The sequence below is a fragment of the Bifidobacterium sp. ESL0820 genome (assembly GCF_052606235.1).
Window position 1 is genome coordinate 2,039,433 of the sequence record NZ_CP199594.1, and the last position, 17,576, is coordinate 2,057,008.

The 17,576-nt window shown below is 59.5% G+C and carries 15 protein-coding genes and 1 tRNA gene; 15 read left to right on the forward strand and 1 reads right to left on the reverse strand.

All coding sequences use genetic code 11. The annotated features are described in order from the left end of the window. Nucleotides 1-71: 71 nt before the first annotated feature. Together ACUIAH_RS08155 and ACUIAH_RS08160 are read left to right on the forward strand one after the other, a co-directional pair. Nucleotides 72-3,431 carry a DUF5107 domain-containing protein gene (locus ACUIAH_RS08155; protein ID WP_445340928.1) on the forward strand — a complete coding sequence of 1,120 codons (3,360 nt, stop codon included), beginning with the start codon at nt 72-74 and terminating at the stop codon, nt 3,429-3,431. Next, nucleotides 3,428-6,106, forward strand: coding sequence for a hypothetical protein (locus ACUIAH_RS08160; protein ID WP_445340929.1), 2,679 nt, complete (start codon nt 3,428-3,430; stop codon nt 6,104-6,106). Before ACUIAH_RS08155 ends, ACUIAH_RS08160 begins: the two co-directional genes overlap by 4 nt. A gap of 89 nt (nt 6,107-6,195) precedes the next feature. Here ACUIAH_RS08160 and gdhA read toward each other — a convergent pair whose 3' ends face one another. Further along, nucleotides 6,196-7,542: an NADP-specific glutamate dehydrogenase gene (gdhA, locus tag ACUIAH_RS08165; RefSeq protein WP_045924809.1), complete on the reverse strand. Its 1,347-nt coding sequence runs from the start codon at nt 7,540-7,542 to the stop codon at nt 6,196-6,198. A gap of 384 nt (nt 7,543-7,926) precedes the next feature. Here gdhA and ACUIAH_RS08170 point away from each other — a divergent pair, with 384 nt between their 5' ends. From ACUIAH_RS08170 to ACUIAH_RS08230, 13 genes are all read left to right on the forward strand, one after another. Further along, entirely contained in the window at nt 7,927-8,388 is a 462-nt protein-coding gene (locus ACUIAH_RS08170) for an Hsp20/alpha crystallin family protein (RefSeq protein ID WP_029678055.1), read from the forward strand. A gap of 184 nt (nt 8,389-8,572) precedes the next feature. Then, the gene (infA, locus tag ACUIAH_RS08175) at nt 8,573-8,791 is read left to right on the forward strand and encodes a translation initiation factor IF-1 (RefSeq protein ID WP_015022331.1); all 219 of its coding nucleotides are present in this window, start codon (nt 8,573-8,575) and stop codon (nt 8,789-8,791) included. 25 nt (nt 8,792-8,816) lie between these two features. Beyond that, nucleotides 8,817-8,930, forward strand: coding sequence for a 50S ribosomal protein L36 (gene rpmJ / locus ACUIAH_RS08180; protein ID WP_015022330.1), 114 nt, complete (start codon nt 8,817-8,819; stop codon nt 8,928-8,930). Nucleotides 8,931-9,062: 132 nt separating this feature from the next. Next, nucleotides 9,063-9,440, forward strand: coding sequence for a 30S ribosomal protein S13 (gene rpsM, locus ACUIAH_RS08185; RefSeq protein WP_015022329.1), 378 nt, complete (start codon nt 9,063-9,065; stop codon nt 9,438-9,440). 80 nt (nt 9,441-9,520) lie between these two features. Next, entirely contained in the window at nt 9,521-9,919 is a 399-nt protein-coding gene (rpsK, locus tag ACUIAH_RS08190) for a 30S ribosomal protein S11 (protein WP_015022328.1), read from the forward strand. Between the two features lie 75 nt (nt 9,920-9,994). After that, nucleotides 9,995-10,990, forward strand: a complete 996-nt coding sequence (locus ACUIAH_RS08195; RefSeq protein WP_445340930.1) for a DNA-directed RNA polymerase subunit alpha — start codon at nt 9,995-9,997, stop codon at nt 10,988-10,990. A 125-nt stretch (nt 10,991-11,115) separates the two neighbouring features. Beyond that, nucleotides 11,116-11,760, forward strand: a complete 645-nt coding sequence (rplQ, locus tag ACUIAH_RS08200; RefSeq protein ID WP_045924807.1) for a 50S ribosomal protein L17 — start codon at nt 11,116-11,118, stop codon at nt 11,758-11,760. 78 nt (nt 11,761-11,838) lie between these two features. Further along, a complete protein-coding gene (locus ACUIAH_RS08205; protein ID WP_445340931.1) occupies nt 11,839-12,801 on the forward strand; it encodes a tRNA pseudouridine synthase A in 963 nt (320 codons plus the stop codon). A 108-nt stretch (nt 12,802-12,909) separates the two neighbouring features. Next, nucleotides 12,910-12,995, forward strand: a tRNA-Ser gene (locus ACUIAH_RS08210). Nucleotides 12,996-13,106: 111 nt separating this feature from the next. After that, complete coding sequence (locus tag ACUIAH_RS08215) at nt 13,107-14,135, forward strand: LacI family DNA-binding transcriptional regulator (protein WP_445340932.1); 1,029 nt, start codon at nt 13,107-13,109, stop codon at nt 14,133-14,135. 204 nt (nt 14,136-14,339) lie between these two features. Beyond that, a complete protein-coding gene (locus ACUIAH_RS08220) occupies nt 14,340-15,632 on the forward strand; it encodes an ABC transporter substrate-binding protein (RefSeq protein ID WP_257468522.1) in 1,293 nt (430 codons plus the stop codon). Between the two features lie 113 nt (nt 15,633-15,745). Further along, nucleotides 15,746-16,714 carry a carbohydrate ABC transporter permease gene (locus ACUIAH_RS08225; protein WP_445340933.1) on the forward strand — a complete coding sequence of 323 codons (969 nt, stop codon included), beginning with the start codon at nt 15,746-15,748 and terminating at the stop codon, nt 16,712-16,714. 4 nt (nt 16,715-16,718) lie between these two features. Further along, complete coding sequence (locus ACUIAH_RS08230; protein WP_045924802.1) at nt 16,719-17,576, forward strand: carbohydrate ABC transporter permease; 858 nt, start codon at nt 16,719-16,721, stop codon at nt 17,574-17,576.

Here is a 17,576-nt window from a genome sequence, read left to right on the forward strand (position 1 = left end):
AGGGCCGATTCCGACTATAGACTGAGAGCAAATATATACAGTTTTGCTGAGCAGACAAGGGGCTGATGACCATGGGCGTCACAGTGAAGGTCACAGAGCTTACGATCCCCACCTACGGGATCGGAAAACCGGACAAAAATCCGCAATTTATTGAAAATCGAGTCTACCAGGGCTCTTCGGGACGGGTCTATCCTTACCCGGTCATCGAGACCATCTCGGACGAATGCAAGGATCGGGACTACAAGGCGGTCATTCTGGAGAACGAATACCTGGAGGTGACCGTCCTGCCTGAGCTAGGCGGACGCATCCAGTATGCCCGGGACAAGACCAACGGCTACGACTTCGTCTACCGCAACCGGGTCATCAAACCTGCCCTGGTAGGCCTGACCGGCCCTTGGATCTCCGGGGGTATCGAGTTCAACTGGCCACAGCACCATCGGCCCAGCACCTTCCTTCCGGTGGACTGCACGCTCAAGGACCTGCCGGACGGTGGCAAGGCTGTGGTCTGCCACGATACCGACCGCATCTACGGCACCCAGGTCACCACCACCATCGCCCTGCATCCCGGAGTCAGCGTCATCGAAATCTCGGCCAGGCTCTACAACGGCACGCCTTTGCCCCAGTCCTTCCTCTGGTGGGCCAATCCGGCCGTGGCGGTCAACGAGCACACCAGGACCGTCATGCCACCCGATGTCACTGCGGTCATGGACCACGGCAAGCGCGACGTCTCCCGCTATCCCATCGCCACGGGAACCTACTACAAGCACGACTACTCCCAGGGAGTGGACATCAGCCGTTATAAGAACGTGCCGGTGCCCACCTCTTATATGGCCGCCCATTCGGACTATGACTTCGTCGGCGGCTACGATTTTTCCCGACAGGCAGGCATTCTGCATGTGGCTGACCATCACATCTCCCCGGGCAAGAAGCAGTGGACCTGGGGATGCGGGGACTTCGGCCATGCCTGGGATCGCAATCTGACCGATGCCGACGGCCCCTACGTGGAGCTGATGACCGGGGTCTTCACCGACAACCAGCCTGACTTCACCTGGCTCAAGCCATACGAAGGCAAGACCTTCACCCAGTACTTCATGCCCTACAAGCAGGTGGGTCTGGTCAAGAACGCCAGCGTTGATGCGGCCCTCAACCTGGAGGTTGGCCCCGAGCAGACCTTCGGAGCTGCCGGCGAGCATGAGGGGATCGAGGCCCAGGGGCTGAAGGCCGGGCAAGGGCGAGTCACCGTCTACGCTACAAGGGTTCAGAAGGATGCGCGCGTCCAGGTCGTGGCAGATGACGGATCCATCCTCTACCAGTGGCAGGGCATCCTCGGCCCCGACAATCAGGTCAGGGCCGAATTCGAGACAGGCGACCGTCCGGCCACTGCACTGACAGCCCGGGTGGAGGACGCTCAAGGGCGGCTCCTGGTCAGCTATCGTCCACAGCCGCCCGCCGATGGAAAGATTCCCGAGCCGGCACAGGCCGCCGATCGGCCGGAACGTATCGCCACCAACGAGGAACTGCTGCTGACCGGTCTGCACCTGGAACAATACCGCCATGCCACCTACCGGCCTGATCCCTACTATCTGGAGGGGCTCAAGCGTGACCCGGGCGATGCGCGCATCAACAACGCCTACGGCCGACTCCTGCTTCGACGTGGCGACTTCGCCGGAGCCGAGCAGCACTTCCGCACGGCCATCAAGCGGCTGACCTGGCGCAACAGCCAACCCTATGATTCCGAGGCTCATTACAATCTGGGTCTCGCCTTGAGCTATCAGGGACGAATGGACAAGGCCTACGACGCCTTCTACAAGGCCACCTGGGACGATGCCCAAAAGGAACGGGCCTTCTTCTGCCTGGCCTGCATTGCGGCATGTCGTGGCCAGCTGGAGCAGGCTTTGGATTTCGTCCAGCGTGCCCTGACCCGCAACACCGACAACATCAGGGCCCGAGGGCTCAAGGCCTATCTGCTGCGTCAGCTGGGCAGGCAGGATCAGGCGGACCAGGCGGTTCGCGAGAACCTGGCCCTGGATCGTTTCGACTTCGTATCCGGCTACGAGCGGGTTCTGGCAGGCGGTGATCCGGACGAGCTGTCCAGACTGATGCGCGGGGATTACCTCAACCTGCTGCGGACGGCACGAGACTATGCCGCATTCGGCGCCTATGAGGAGGCGCTGCAACTACTGGACCAGGCCGATCAGCATCAACCCATGGTCCGGTATTATCAAGGCTGGTATCTGCACCTGCTGGGTCGGAAGGACCAGGCCCTGCAGGCCTTCCAGGCGGCCGAGGCGGCGCCTTCGGACTATTGCTTCCCCAATAGCCTCGATGATATCGCCCCCCTGCGAATGGCCATGGACATGGTTGATGGTCCCAAGGCAGCCTATTATCTGGGCTGCCTCTACTACGACAAGTCGCTGACGGATCGGGCCATCAAGCTTTGGGAGCACTCCCGGCAATTGGACCCCGACTTCGCCACTGTCCACCGCAACCTGGCCATCGCCTACGGCAACAAGAGACACGATTGGCAGGCCGCCGATCAGGAAATCGAGACCGCCTGCCGGTTGGATCCCGAAGACGCCCGGGTCTTTTTGGAGCGGGATCAGCTCCATAGGCTGATGGGCTGGAGCTTTGCCCGTCGACTGACGGAATTTGAAAAGCATCCAGCGGTTGTGGCCCGCAGGGATGATCTCTATATCGAATACCTGAGTCTGCTCAACCAGACCGGCAGCTACGAACGCGCCTATCGGCTGATGAGCGGCCGGCACTTCCACCCATGGGAGGGTGGTGAGGGCAAGATCACCGCCCAATACCGAATCTCCCTGACGCTGATGGCCAAGGACGCCATGGCGGTCCAGGACTGGGATCGTGCTGCGGGCCTGCTGGAGCGGGCCATGACCTATCCGGAGAACCTGGGCGAAGGCAAACTGGAAGGTCAGAAGGACAACGATCTGCACTACTACCTGGGGCTGGTCAGACGATCAGCAGGTGACGAGGAAGCTGCGGATCAGGAGTTCCGTCTGGCCTGCCTGGGTTCAGGGCAGGTGGGGGAGTCGCTCTATTACAACGATCAGCCCGCCGAGATGGTCCTCTTCCAGGGGCTGGCCCATCAGGCCCTGGGCGAGCAGGGTCCGGCCAACGCCTGCTACTACCGGCTGCTGGACTTCGGCGAGCAGCACTTGGACGACCATGTGGAAAAGGACTATTTCGCGGTCTCCCTGCCCGATTTCCTGACCTTCGATGCGGACTATACCCGCATGAACCGGGTCCACTGCCTTTACCTGATGGGCCTGGCACGCATCGGTACAGGGCAGATCGATCAGGCTCGGGAGTGCCTGAAGCAGGTGCTGGAACTGGATGCCGGCCATATTCAGGCCGGGTTGTTCGCTGATGAATTGGACCACAGGGCAATTCTTACCGGGAGGAAGGCATGACCAAGGTGGCATTGACCGGAGCCTGGCGGGTTGATTCCCCGCCTGAACTGCAGGGAACCGTCCTGATGCCGGGCACGCTGGACACCAACGGACTCGGACATGATGATCAGGAGCTGTCCGCTGACTATGGCAGTGGCAAGCCCGGCCCCATCGGCTCTCGGCTGACCAGGCGGCACGCCTTCGAGGGGACTGTCAGGCTGTCCCGGCAGATTCGATGGACCCCGCAGCCGGGTCGGAGGATCTTCTTCGAGGTGGAGCGCGCTCGCCGCCTGGAGGTGAGGGTGGGCGAACGCCTGGCTGAGCCATATCGGCCTCAGACCTTGAACACGCCGCATGTCTTCGAGCTGACCGGGCTACTGACGGGCGATGACCTGCTGCAGGTGGATTCCGACAACGCCTACCAGGGCATGCCCCACGACGCCATTCTGGATTCCTCGACAGCCACTGACCATACCCAGACCAACTGGAACGGGCTTCTGGGGAACATCGGCCTGCGTGTGGAGGAGGACACCTTCCTGGATAGGGTTCGTGTCTACCCCCATGGCGATGCGCTGAGCGTAGAGGCTGATGTAGATTCGCGCCAAGGATTCCATGGTCGCCTGAGGCTCTCTTCCGATGCACTGGCCCAGCCTCTGGAGGTCACTGCAGACCTGGAACCTGGGCGGCGAACACTGACCTGGCCCGATCTGCCGCTTGACGTCCATGCGGATCGCTGGGACGAATACCAGGGCTGTCTGCATGGCATGACAATCGAGCTCCTGCCGCCGGACGGTTCCAGGGTGCTTTCGCGGGTCAGCACGGATTTCGGCATCCGTGACTTCGCAGCCGATGAGCGGGGGAGGCTGGCTCTGAACGGCAGGGCCTTCTTCCTGCGTGGCGAGGCCAATTGTGCTGAGTTTCCGCAGACCGGCTTCCCGCCCATGGACGTGGGCTCCTGGATTCGTATTCTGGAGGCCTACCGGTCATACGGAGTGAATGTGGTCCGCTTCCATTCGCACTGCCCGCCCGAAGCGGCCTTTATCGCGGCGGATCGGATGGGGATGATGATGCAGCCCGAGCTCTCCCACTGGGACCATTATCATGCCTTCCAAGAGGATGTCAGTTACCGCTACTATCGCATCGAACTGGAACAGACACTGCTCTTCCTGGCCAACCACCCCTCCTTTGTCATGCTCACCCTGGGCAACGAGCTGTCTGCGGATGCGACCGGCCACCAGCGCATGGCTCAGCTTATCGAGGATGCCCGGAGCATCGATGACACCCGGCTCTATGCCAACTCCTCCAACCCGCACTATGGTCAGCTGGGCAGTGACGACTGCAACGAGGTCTACACCTCAGAGTCCTACAAGGGCCATGACCTGCGCTGCTGCTTCGCCAACATGCGTGGGTCCACCAATGCGGTTCATCCGGGCACTGCCCACAGTTTTGAGGACTCCATGCTGGCAGTCCGCAAAGAGTGCACGGTTCCGGTCTATGGTTTCGAGGTCGGCCAGTATGAGGTGCTGCCGGACTTTCGAGAGATCGAGGAGTTCACCGGGGTCACCCGTCCCGACAATTACGCAATGATTCGTGACAGGGTCCGTGAATCTGGCCTGGACCAGAGCACCTGGCAGGACTGGGTGGCCGCTACAGGCGAACTGTCGCGGATCTGCTACCGGGAGGAGGTGGAGTCCGTCCTGCGAACCCCCTCCATGTCCGGGCTTTCGCTGCTGGGTCTTCAGGACTTTCCTGGACAAGGCACGGCTTTGGTGGGCATGATGGATGCCCATCTACACCCCAAGCGCTTTCCCTTCGCCCGCCCTGAACGCTTCCGGTCCTTCTTCACCGACCAGTTGCCGCTGGCAGTCGTGGACCGCTATGCCTATACCAGCCTGGAGAAGCTCTCAGGGACGGTCAAGGTGGCCAACTACGGTCGACGTACACTGCAGGGTGATCTGCGGCTGCGGTTGCAGGGCCAGGGGGTTGATCTGGAACATGTCTTCCGTCGGGTCACCTGTCCGGTGGGCAAGTTGACCGATCTGGGAACCTTCGAACTGCCTCTGGACGGCATTCATGGCAACCAACGCTGCCGTCTGAGTCTGGAGATCGACGGTGTGGCCAACGTCTATCCGGTCTGGGTCTACCAGGACAGCCAGCCAGAACGGCCAGACGGTCTGTACGAGGCTAGGAGGTTCGACCAACAGGCGCGTCGGGTCCTGGACCAGGGGGGCACAGTCTATCTGAGTCCCGACTCCACGGCCCAGTCCCTGCCCGGATCCGTTCAGGCCCACTTCTCCACGGACTTCTGGTCAGTGGGGACATTCAAGGACCAGAGCGGCACCATGGGGCAGTTCATTCAGGCCGACCATCCTGTTTTCGCAGATTTTCCGACCGATTCGCACACTGACTGGCAGTGGTGGCCCATGGCCACCCAGCGGGCCATCATCCTGCCCGAGCGCTACCAGTCCATCATCACCGAGATGGACAGCTACGCCTACCTGCGACCCATGACCCAGCTACTGGAATGCCGCTGCGGGAAGGGCCGGCTTCTGCTCTCCTCCATGGGTCTGCAGAATCTGACCGAATATCCCGAGGCGCGGGCCCTTCAGGCCAGCATCTACCGGTATCTGGGCTCCAAGGACTTCGACCCGCATCAGCGGATCGATCCCGAGGTCATCGACCAGCTGGTCGCATGAGTTCGGCAGCCCGCTAAAGCGCAATAAGGGGTCCGACCCGTAATTTCTGCAGGTCGGACCCCTTCTGTTCAGATTGGCTAGGTCCTGGCTCAGAGGATGCCCTGGGCGACCATGGCATCGGCCACCTTGGTGAAGCCGGCCACGTTGGCGCCCAGCATCAGGTCGCCCTCATGCCCGTATTCCTTGGAAGCCTGGTAGGACTTCTGGAAGATCCCCGTCATAATGTCCTTGAGCCGCTGATCCACCTCGTCGAAGGTCCACTGCAGGCGCAGGGAGTTCTGGCTCATCTCCAGGCCGGAGACGGCCACGCCGCCGGCATTGGCGGCCTTGGCGGGTCCGTAGAGCACCTTGTTGTCCTGGTAGACCTGGATGGCCTCGGGGGTGGAGGGCATGTTGGCGCCTTCGCATACCACGGTGCATCCGTTGGCGACCAGGGTCTTTGCTGATTCCTCGTCGATTTCGTTCTGCGTGGCGCAGGGAAGGGCGATGTCGCAGGGCACAGTCCAGACGCCCTTGCAGCCCTCGTGGTACTCAGCGGAGTCCACACGGTCCGCATACTCGCGAATTCGGCCGCGGTGACCCAGCTTGATGTCCTTGACGACATCCAGGTCAATCCCCTTGGGATCGTAGACGTATCCGTTGGAGTCGGATGCCGTTACCACCTTGGCGCCCAGCTGCTGGGCCTTTTCGGTGGCGAAGATGGCCACGTTGCCCGAACCGGAGATGACGACGGTCTTGCCCTGGAAGGAATCCTTGCGCAGCGTCTGCAGGGCCTCCTGGGTGTAGTAGCACAGGCCGTAACCCGTGGCCTCGGTCCTGGCCAGGGAGCCGCCGAAGGTCAGGTCCTTGCCGGTCAGCACGCCCGAGTACTCGTCGCGCATTCTCTTGTACTGGCCGAACAGGTAGCCGATCTCGCGGGATCCCACGTTGATGTCGCCGGCGGGCACATCGGTGAACTGGCCGATGTGGCGCTGCAGCTCAGTCATGAAGGCCTGGCAGAAGCGCATGACCTCGGCATCCGAGCGGCCCTTGGGGTCGAAGTCGGATCCTCCCTTGGCGCCGCCCATCGGCAGCCCGGTCAGCGAATTCTTCAGAATCTGTTCGAAGCCCAGGAACTTGATGACCGACTCGGTCACGGTCGGGTGGAAGCGAAGGCCGCCCTTGTAGGGGCCGATGGCCGAATTGAATTGGATCCGGTAGCCGCGGTTGACCTGCACATGGCCTTGGTCATCGGTCCAGGCCACACGGAACTTGACTGCACGCTCGGGCTCGACCAGACGTTCCAGCACGCCGTTGGCCTCATACTCTGGATGCCGTTCCACCACGGGTTCCAGGCTGGAGAAAACTTCACGAACAGCCTGCAGGAATTCCGGCTGGTCGCCGTCGCGCTTCTCAACCTGCTGGTATACGCGCTTAATGTATTCGTTGGTGAGCATCTGAGCTCCTTTGACTAGGAATGGCCGGTCCGTCCGGTCCACATGCGATTGGGTCCGCCCTCAAGAGCCTGCGGGGGCTGGCGGAATCTTATCCTATGGTAAATGCCCCAAAGTTACGTCACAAGAATTCTGGCCCGTAATGTCTGACATGTGGTCATTCAAGGCCCGAAGAATGAGAGAACAAGGGAGGGCAGACAAGGCTGATAACGAAAGTTGAGTCTCCTAGACTCAACTTTTATTCCTTGGGTGAACATCGGGTATGGAACCTGGCTCCCGCGGTTTGGACAAAGTGAAGGGCAGGGAGCCCGGGAGGACAGGTCAGGATGTCCACCCGGGGTTCCGGTCCGCAAAAACTATTGACTTAGAGAATCAGGAGATGCGATTATGGCTATGTTTCCCGCATTGATGAACAATTCGATCTTCGGCGACTTCTTCGACGATCCCTTCTTCAACAACTGGCGTGACGGGCGTCGGCAGGGCCAGGGCGCCAAGAACGCGCTGAACAGCCCCTTGATGAACACGGATGTGCGCGAGAAGGACGGGCAGTACCAGCTCTCCATCGACATGCCCGGCTTCGACAAGAAAGACATCGGCCTGCGTCTGGAGGACGGCTACCTGATCGTCTCCGCCCAGAAGAACGGTGACCAGGGCGACAAGGATGACCAGGGCCGGTGGATTCGGCGTGAGCGCTACACCGGGTCCTGCTCCCGCAGCTTCTATGTAGGCGACAAGGTTCGTCAGGAGGACATTCATGCCCACTATGCCAACGGCACCCTGGAGGTGACCCTGCCCAAGACCAGCATCGAACCGGCTGACAACACGCAGAACATCGCCATCGAGGACTGAGGGGTTCGGGTCCTTATCGGACCGTCTGAATGACTGCTATACTGATTGAGCGACAGCCGTTCAGACGGCCCTTTTGTCGTGTCAACACGCTATTGCCCAATTTTGGGCCCATCAATGCTATACTTACCATTTGGCGTGTCTTTCGGCGCGCTGTGTAACCGGCCGAGGATCGGATAGAAGGCTTATGGCAAAAGATGGTGTGATCGAGGTGGAAGGGCGTGTGGTCGAGGCCCTCCCCAATGCGATGTTCCGCGTCGAGCTCGAGAACAAGCACCTGGTGCTGGCCACCATTTCCGGCAAAATGCGCAAGAACTACATCCGCATTCTGCCCCAGGATCGGGTGGTGCTCGAAATGAGTCCCTACGATCTGAACCGCGGACGGATTACGTACCGGTACAAGTAACAAGGTACACAAGCAAAGGAAAACCATGAAGGTCAGCCCTAGTGTGAAGAGAATCTGCGAGAACTGCCGCGTGATTCGTCGTCACGGCCGCGTCATGGTGATCTGCAAAAACCCACGCCACAAGCAGCGCCAGGGCTGAGCGGATTCCCAGCGGCAACGAACACCAAAGGCGCTGAGTCACAGCCGACAGGCTGAACCCCGGGTGCGCAGGCCCGGGCCGGGAGACCGGAAGACTCGGTGCACGACCTGCGTAGAACAAAAAGGAATCGCAATGGCACGTCTTGCCGGAGTCGACATCCCCAACGAGAAGCGCATAGAGATAGCCCTCACCTACATCTTCGGTGTGGGGCGTACTCGCGCCAAGGAAACACTTGCCGCGACCGGAGTGAATCCGGACACCCGCGTCAAGGATCTCACGGACGAGCAGCTCATTACGCTGCGTGATTACCTCGAGGGAAACTACAAGATCGAGGGTGATCTGCGTCGTGAGATCGACGCCGATATTCGCCGTAAGATCCAGATCAATTGCTATCAGGGCCAGCGCCACCGCAGGGGCCTGCCCGTGCGTGGCCAGCGGACCAAGACCAACGCCCGCACCCGCAAGGGGCCCAAGCGCACCGTCGCCGGAAAGAAGAAGGCGACCAAGTAAGGCCGAATGCGAAGCGGGGATGAGGGTTCCCGGTGATTCGCACTAGCAATCAGTTATTCGTGACAAGGAAACGAGGATCAATGGCAGCAGCAAAGCAGGCCGCGCGCAAGCCTCGTCGTCGGGATCGCAAGTCGGTTCCGGTCGGGCAGGCGCATATCAAGTCAACATTCAACAACACCATCATCTCCATCACCGATCCTTCCGGTGCTGTAGTGGCCTGGGCTTCAGGCGGCGACGTAGGCTTCAAGGGCTCCCGCAAGTCCACCCCTTACGCAGCGGGAATGGCCGCCGAATCCGCAGCCCGCAAGGCCATGGAGCATGGGGTCAAGAAGGTGGATGTCTTCGTCAAGGGCCCGGGTTCGGGCCGCGAGACCGCCATCCGCTCCCTGCAGTCCGCAGGCCTGGAGGTCGGTTCCATCTCTGATGTGACCCCACAGGCACACAATGGCGTTCGTCCTCCCAAGCGCCGTCGCGTCTGAGCACTAAAAAACCCATGAATCCACCCGCGAAGACCGGTGAGTGCACCACCGGTCGGAGCTGAAAGGATAGCAACAGTGCTTATTGCACAGCGTCCGACTCTTACTGAAGAAGTCGTCAATGCCCAGCGCTCCCGTTTCACCATCGAGCCGCTGGAGCCCGGATTCGGGTACACCTTGGGCAACTCCCTGCGTCGTACCCTGCTGAGCTCCATACCGGGAGCGGCTGTGACCTCGGTCCGCATCTCGGGTGCCCTGCACGAGTTCACCACGCTGCCTGGTGTGGAGGAGGACGTCACTGAGATCCTGCTCAACATCAAGGGCATCGTGCTGACCAGCGAGTACGACGAGCCTGTGGTCATGTATTTGCGCAAGAACGGCAAGGGCGAGGCCACCGCCGGGGACATCACCCCGCCGGCCGGCGTCACCGTGGCCAATCCTGATCTGCATATCGCGACCCTGGCCGAGGATGGCGAGCTGGAGATCGAGTTCACGGTGGAGCGTGGGCGTGGATACGTCCAGGCCCAGCTCAACAAGCAGGACAACGATGAGATCGGCCGCATCCCGGTCGATTCCATCTACTCTCCCGTGCTCAAGGTCAGCTACAAGGTCGAGGCCACCCGTGTCGAGCAGCGCACGGATTTCGACAAGCTGATCCTGGATGTGGAGACCAAGCCTGCCATCTCGCCGCGTGATGCGGTGGCCTCCGCTGGGTCGACCCTGGTCGAGCTCTTCGGCCTCTGCCGCGAGCTCAACACTCAGGCTGAGGGTGTGGAAGTCGGACCCGAACCGGTGGTGGAAGAGGCGGATCCGCAGATGTCCGTGCCGATTGAGGACCTGAACCTGACGCAGCGTTCCTACAACTGCCTCAAGCGCGAAGGAATCCACACCATCGGCGAGCTGGTCTCGCATACCGAGCAGGATCTGCTTGACATCCGCAACTTCGGCATGAAGTCCATCGACGAGGTCAAGGAGAAGCTTGAGGGCATGGGGCTGTCGCTGAAGGCCTCCCCGCTGGGCTTCGACACCAATAATCTCGAGGGAGGCACCTTCTTCTCGCCTGACGACGAGTGAAGTGCAGCAGCCTTCGTATGAGCGGGCGAGGGGAAGGGTTCCGTCGCCTGCTGACAGCAATTCCGGGAAGTCGGATGTTCGGGCGTATGCCCACCTGTCCTCCCGGGCCGTAAGGAGATAATCCAATGCCAAAACCTAGCAAGGGCCCACGTCTGGCCTCCAGCCCGGCGCACGAGCGGCTGATGCTGGCCAACATGGCCACCAGCCTCTTTGCCAACGGCCGTATCACGACCACTCTGCCCAAGGCCAAGCGCCTGCGTCCGCTGGCCGAGCGGCTGATCACCTTCGCCAAGCGTGGGGATCTGCCTGCCCGCCGTCGTGTCATGCGCGTCATCCGCGACAAGTCTGTGGTCCACATCCTGTTCACGCAGATCGCCGAGCAGATGCAGCAGCGTGAGGGCGGCTACACCCGCATCACCAAGATCGCGCCCCGCCGCGGAGACAACTCCCCCCAGGCCGTGATCGAGCTGGTCACCGAGCCCCTGTCGGCCAAGAAGGCCGTCGTCAAGGAGGCTGAGTCCGCAGCCAAGGTGGCCGCCAAGGACGACAATGCCGAGGTGGCTGCGGCCACTGACGCCGCCGTCGCCGAAGGCGCTGCCAAGGATGCCGTCGACCAGGCCGTCGAGGCCAACGAGTCCGATCAGGACGTGTCCCAGGCCGACCAGGCCGCAGAGGATCTGGAACAGACCGCTGAGAAGGCGGATCAGGCCGAAGCCCAGGCTGAGGAAGATGCCGACGTGGCTGAGGATGCCGAGAAGACTGCCGAGTAATCGGTTATTGCATTCGATGACGGGGTCGGGGAGCATGGCTCTCCGGCCCCGTTTGTCATTGCTGCCAGGGAGGTCTTGATGGAAGGTCAGGAAGGGAAGATGTCCCTTGTCAGGCTGCGCATGGATCTGGCCTATGACGGTGGCGGCTTCCATGGCTGGGCCCGGCAGCCAGGGCTTCGTACGGTCCAAGGTTGCATTGAGCAGGCTCTGTCTCTGATCACTGGAGCCCGCAGCTCACAAGGCGGAGTTCCTCATAACCATGACGTCTGGGAACCAAGACTGGTCGTGGCTGGCAGAACCGACACCGGGGTCCACGCATCTCATCAGGTGGCGCACCTGGACATTCCCGATGTTGTGCTCGAGTCCTGCAGGGGCCATATGGAGGTCAATGGTGTTGTGGCCCTGGAACGCCGTCTCCGGCACCTGCTGCCTGCCGACATCGTTCTGCTCGGTCTTAGATTGGCCCCTGCGGGATTCGATGCCCGCTTCTCTGCTATGGAACGCACCTACCTGTATCGGGTCAGCCAGGGGGGCCAGCCAGGGGATCCCCGCATGCGGGGCTATGTGCTGGATCTGGAGGGGAGCCTGGATCTGCAAGCTATGAACGAGGCCGCAAGAGCGTGTATCGGCCTGCATGACTTCGGATCCTTCGCCAGGCCAAACCCTGGCGGCACGACCATCCGCAAGGTCCTGGCCGCACACTGGGATCTGGTCCCGGCCGTGAATCTGTTCGGTGCGGCTCCGGACCAGAGTGTTGTCGGGTACCTTCCGACTTTCATGGAATCCGGGCTGACCGTCTTTCGGATCGTCGCTGACGCATTTGCCCATAATATGGTTCGCTCACTGGTAGCAGCATGCATTCAGGTGGGCCTGGGGCGCCGGTCCGTGCCATGGTTTGCCGACAAGGTGGCCAACCCCTTGCGCGAAGGTTCCACCGGTCCCATAGATGCCCGGGGTCTGACCCTGGAGCATGTGGCCTACCCGCCTGATGACCAGCTGGCTGAACGGGCTCAGGCCATCCGAGCCCGCCGTACACTATGACCCTCTGCCTGTTCATGGCAACCGTTGCCTGCGCCACGCCGCTTGCCTAGTAGGGACTCTGTGGCATAATAGAAAAGTTGTTGTTCGGCAGTGTCGGGCAACGACCATGGTTGAGTGTCCGAGCGGTCTAAGGAGCACGCCTCGAAAGCGTGTGAGGGCAACTCCCTCCGCGAGTTCGAATCTCGCCTCAACCGCCCCCACTGGTCCCGGCCCGACGGTCGGGGCCTTTTTTCGTATACTGTCTGGTGATGGCATGTGCACGATTGAGATAAAGGGGCTCATGCCTTCCTGCTGAAGGAGGTCCTTTGGTCGGCATCAAAGACGTGGCCGCTCTGGCGGGAGTTTCCATAAGTACTGTTTCCTATGTATTCTCGGGCAAGCGACCGGTAAGCGACGCGACGAAGATCAGGGTTCTCAAGGCAGTCCAGCAATTGGATTACCACCCTAGGTCAGGTGCCGCCATGCTCCGAAGGGACCGCAGAACCCATCTGATCGTGCTGAGCTCGCCAATGCATCCCTATACCGACTATTCGAACTACGCCACCTTTTTCTTCGCCGTAGTTGCCAGGGCCAGACACTACCACTACAACGTGGTCCTTTTGATGGATGAGGACGATACGGACGAACTCCTGAGAATGTCATACAGTGGCATGATCGATGGCGTCCTCCTCTTGGATGTGACCATGGAAGATCCGCGGGTAGCCCAGGCACATACCTCCTTGGTGCCCTATGTCTCCATTGGATATGCCAGAGATTCGTCCAAACTGCTTTCCGTTGACGTGGATTTTCATGCCATGGGCCGACGTGCTGTCGATGAGTTCTATCGGATGGGCCATCGGCATATGCTCATGATCGGATCCAACAGTCAGTCCTACGAGGAAGGTTCCAATTTCCTGGTTCGGACCAAAAAGGCCGCCATAGACAGGGCCCGGGTGCTGGGTATAAAGACGACTTTCCTGTGTTCCACCGGCGACGATGCCAGGCATGTCAGTCAATTGATCGATCAGGCTTTCCGGTTGGACCCTGAGATAACGGCGATAATGGCCCAGACCAGCATCAGCCACATGAACAACACCATTGTTGCGTTGTCAAAACGAGGGCTTTCGATCCCGAAGAATATTTCCATGCTGGCTTTAAGCACTTTTGGCAATGCTTCCGTTCTCGAGCGTCCTCTTGATGAGATTCCCATGATGCCGCATGAAACTTGTTCCCGCGGGGTGGACATGCTGATGGAGTGTTTGGAAGGCATTGGGAAAAAGCCGGGAACAGTGGAGCTGATGCGTTCCGACTACAAGCGCAGGGGATCTGTGGGCCCGGTTCGGCCACATGACTGAGGCCCGTAAGCGATTGCGATGGCGCCCAGGCCGTCACAATGGCGGAAAACTTGAGCCCCGGTAGTGTCATAGGTTATCGAAAAACGTCGAAATACTATGTCAATTATAGTCAAATCATTAAATTATCAAATGGTTGTCCAATAAGGAGAATCATCAAGCGATGAAGCTAGGAAAAGAGGAGCGATGAAGTTTCCCCGGAGAATCATGGCAGCTGTTACGGCTGTGGCAAGTCTGGCGGGCATCATGGCCTTATCCGGATGCGGCGGCAGTGACAGCGCCCAAGAGGAGCATCCTGATTCCATCAAGATCTGGTATTACGAGGAGGATAACGGCGCCCAGGGCAAGGCCTGGAAGCAGGCCATTGCTGATTTCCAGAAGAAGACCGGCATCAAGGTCAACTTCGAGAAGAAGACCTTCGAGCAAATCAGGCAAAACGCCAGCCAGATCCTCAACTCTGATGACGCCCCGGATGTGATGGAGTACAACAAAGGCAACGCTACTGCGGGCCTGCTTTCAAGCCAGGGCCTGCTGTCCAACCTCAACGACTATGTCAAGAAATACCAATGGAACAAGAAGATCACTGGATCCTTGGCGGTCCCGGGCCGGTATGACGAGAAGGGCGTTATGGGATCCGGCGACTGGTACGGCATCACCACCTATGGCGAGGAGGTGATCATGTACTACAACAAGGACATGTTCGACAAGTACGGCATAGCCATACCCAAGACCATGTCCGAATTGGAGCAGGCCATGCAAAAGTTCAAGGACAACGGCGTCACAGCCTTGTCTGAGGGTGTGGCTGAATACCCGCTTCAACATCTCTGGTGGCAGTTGGTCCTGCAAAAAGCCGATCAGCGCTTGATCAACGCCTATCAGCGCTACGACGGCAAGGTGGACTGGCAAGGCCCGGCCATGACCTATGCCACTGATACCATCAAGGACTGGGTCAACAAGGGGTACATCAGCAAAGACTCTACGGGTCTCAAAGCCGAGGATGCCGGACAGAACTTCATGAAGGGGACCTACCCCATGCTCTTCTCGGGCTCTTGGTGGTTCGGACGTTTCCAAAGCGACATCCCCAATGTCAATTGGGAGGTCGGCCTCTTCCCCGAGACCAAGAAGATTCCCGGCGGATCGGGCAACATCTGGGTGATTCCCGAGCGTTCCAAGAAAAAGGACGCTGCAGCGAAGTTCATCGACATGACGCTGAGCAAAGAGAATCAGAACCTGATGGGCAACTCCGGCGGATTGCCCATTGCAGCAGATCCTGCCCAGATAAGCGATCCCAAGAGCAAGGAGCTGATCGCCGGTTTCAACCAGGTCATCAAGGATGATCGTCTGGGCTACTATCCGGACTGGCCTACCTCAACCTTCTATGACGAGCTCAATGCGGGTCTGCAGGAGTTGGTCAACGGGACCAAGGACACCAAGGCCGTGCTGACGGAGCTCCAGGGCAAGTATGACAAAGGCGTCGAGACATCGGGGCTGAAAAAGTAGTCAAACCATAGGCCGGCGGGTGCGCTCTTGATCAGGCAGCCGCCGGCCTCCGCCCCGCTGCAATCTGCGGCGGGCCCTGATAGACACATTTTCAGGCTGAGGAGAAACGAACAATGGGATCTCGAAGTGCAAATCCTGCACCGGTCGCTGCCAAGACCGATGAGGAACGCGGGATGTCCAGGATACCGGGCAATCCCTCCAATCGATTCTGGTGGTATCTGATACCGGGGCTGCTGGTTCTTTTATGGATCATCATCGTGCCGGCAATCTGGAATATTTATTTAAGCTTTACCAACTACCGTGGGATACGACCTCCGCGGTGGATCGGGATTGACAACTGGTCGCGGCTGATCAGGGATGCTACATTCTGGGCTTCTTTCCGCAACTCCATCTGGATGATCGTGGCCATGGTCGTCATTCCCATTCTTATCGGCCTGCTTCTGGCCTCGCTGGTTTTCGATGTGGTCCAAAAACGGTTCGGAGCCAAGACCGCTTCAACCATGCGCGCTGTTTACTACTTCCCTCAGCTCCTGCCTATCTCGGTGGCGGCGCTGGTCATGGGCTGGATCTTCCGACCCGAGAACGGCGCTCTGAATGCCATACTCAAAGGCATGGGGTTGGGACGTTTTCAGCACAACTGGCTGGGATCGCCCGACACCGCCTTGATATTCCTGATGATCATCATGATTTGGATCCAGCTGGGTTATCCCCTGGTCATATTCATGTCCGGTCTGCAGCGTGTCGATCCTGAGCTCTACGAGGCAGCGAGTCTGGACGGGGCCAACTGGTGGCAGCGGTTCAAAGTCATTACCCTGCCGGCAATCAAGCCGGAAATCTTCGTGGTGGCCCTGACCTGCACCATCGCAGCCTTGAAGGTTTTCGCTCCGGTGTACATGCTGACTAAGGGAGGGCCGGGCGACAGCACCATTGTGCCCTCATACTATTCGTACACACAGTTCTTCCAATCGCAACAGGTCGGCTATGGCGCCGCCATATCCACGGCTCTGACCATCGTCATCATCGTGATCTCTGTCGTTTTCACCAACGTCCAGCAGCGGGTCGAGCAAGAGGACGAGGAGTAGCATCATGACAGCTGTAAGCAAGATTCCCAAAGCACGGAAAAATAGGACGACAGGAGATTGGCTGATCCTGGCCTTGCTGATCGTCGGCGGACTGATCATGCTCTTTCCGTTTTTTGTTCTTCTGCTGAACGCCTTCAAAACCACGGCGGACTACAACGCCTCGGGTCCTCTTTCCTGGCCGCACGAATTCAGTGCCGCTGGACTGGTGAAATTCTGGACCAGAGTTCGATTCCCTCAGAAAGTCTGGAACAGCGTATGGATTTGTGCGTTGGTGTCATTCCTGGCTGTCGGGCTGTCGGTGCTCAACTCCTTCGCTCTGGGCATCGGCCGCGTCAAGGGCAGGCGCTGGATCGTCCTGCTGATTATGCTGGCTAACATGATGCCGCAGGAAGCTCTGCTCTATCCGCTCTATATCATGTTCAAGGCCATGGGCCTATACAACTCACAATGGTCGATCGTCATCATATTCACGGTCATCCAGAGCGCATTCGGCACCTATCTTCTGTCCAGCGTCTACGGAACCTTCCCCAAGGCCATTTTGGAAGCTGCCACAATCGACGGGGCCAGCCGGTGGAGGATTCTCAAAGACATCGTCTTCCCCATCTCCAAGCCGACGCTGAGCGTCATGCTGGTCTTCTTCTTCATCTGGACCTGGAATGAGTACATGATTCCCATGGCCTTCCTAATTGATAATTCCAAGCAGACGGTGCCCATTGCCATAGCGTCGTTGACTGGAGACAGGCTGATGGATGTGACCACCACGGCTGCGGCCTCGCTTATCAGCATTGTGCCCACGCTGATCTTCTATCTGATCTTCCAAAGGACCCTTTCCAAGGGCATTACTACAGGAGCTGTGAAATAA